1 protein-coding gene is annotated in these 1,431 nt (G+C 64.4%); it reads left to right on the top strand.

Features of this window, described 5'->3' with window-relative positions; translation table 11 throughout:
• The coding region (locus ACIQZO_RS40490) for a phosphomannomutase/phosphoglucomutase (RefSeq protein ID WP_403636433.1) at positions 1 to 1,362 on the top strand (1,362 nt) is incomplete at its 5' end.
• Between the last annotated feature and the right edge of the window lie 69 nt (positions 1,363 to 1,431).

Raw genomic sequence — 1,431 nt, 5'->3', positions numbered from 1 at the left:
GATCTTTCGAACATCGTCAAGGCGTATGACGTGCGTGGTGTCGTGCCGGATGAGTGGGACGAGTCCTTGGCGGAGTTGTTCGGTGGCGCGTTCGTGGAGGTGGTGGGGGCTTCGGCGATTGTGGTCGGTCATGACATGCGGCCTTCGTCGCCGGGTCTGTCGGCGGCGTTCGCGCGGGGTGCGGCGGTGCGTGGGGTGGATGTGACGTTGATCGGTCTGTGTTCGACGGATCAGTTGTATTACGCGTCGGGTTCGATGGGTCTGCCGGGTGCGATGTTCACGGCGTCGCACAATCCGGCGCGGTACAACGGCATCAAGTTGTGTCGTGCGGGTGCGGCTCCGGTGGGTCAGGACACGGGTCTGTCGCAGATTCGTGGGCTGGTGGAGCGGTGGTCGCAGGAGGGTGTTCCGGTCGTTGCGGTGGGCACGGTGGAGGGGACGGTCACGGAGTGGGACAGTCTTCCGGGTTATGCCGCGCATCTGAAGGGTCTGGTGGATCTGTCCTCGATCCGTCCGCTGAAGGTGGTGGTGGATGCGGGCAACGGTATGGGCGGTCATACGGTGCCGACGGTTTTCGAGGGTCTGCCGCTTGATGTCGTGCCGATGTATTTCGAGTTGGACGGGACGTTCCCGAATCACGAGGCGAATCCGCTGGATCCGAAGAACATTGTGGATCTGCAGGCGCGTGTTCTGGCGGAGGGTGCGGATCTGGGTATCGCGTTCGACGGTGACGCGGATCGTTGTTTCATTGTGGACGAGCGGGGTGTGGGGGTGTCGCCGTCGGCGATCACGGCGCTGGTGGCGGCGCGTGAGCTGGCTCGCAACGGTGGCTCCGGCACGGTGATCCACAATCTGATCACTTCGTGGTCGGTGCCGGAGGTGGTGCGGGAGAACGGTGGTACCCCGGTTCGTACGCGGGTGGGTCATTCCTTCATCAAGGAGGAGATGGCGGCGGCGGGTGCGATTTTCGGTGGTGAGCATTCGGCGCACTACTACTTCAAGGATTTCTGGAACGCGGATACGGGCATGCTGGCTGCGCTTCATGTGCTGGCGGCCCTGGGTGGTCAGGACGGTCCGCTGTCGGGGTTGGTGGCTTCCTATGACCGTTACGCGGGTTCGGGGGAGATCAATTCGACGGTCGACGATCAGGTGGGGCGTCTGGCGGCGGTGAAGGCGGCCTTCGGTGAGGCTGACGGCGTCACGTTGGATGAGCTGGATGGTTTGACGGTGACGGCCGAGGACTGGTGGTTCAACGTGCGTGCCTCGAACACGGAGCCGTTGCTGCGGTTGAACGTGGAGGCTCGTGACGAGGCCACGTTGGTGAAGGTCCGTGACGAGGTCCTGTCCCTGATCCGCGGCTGACCCGCTCCGGCTCCGCCTGTTCCCGCCTCGCCGGCGTTCGAGGCGTGGGTCCGGGCGGAGCCCGGTGCC

The sequence above is a fragment of the Streptomyces sp. NPDC097617 genome (assembly GCF_044761485.1).
In the GTDB taxonomy this organism is placed as follows: domain Bacteria; phylum Actinomycetota; class Actinomycetes; order Streptomycetales; family Streptomycetaceae; genus Streptomyces.
This window is presented reverse-complemented; position numbering and strand designations above follow the sequence as displayed.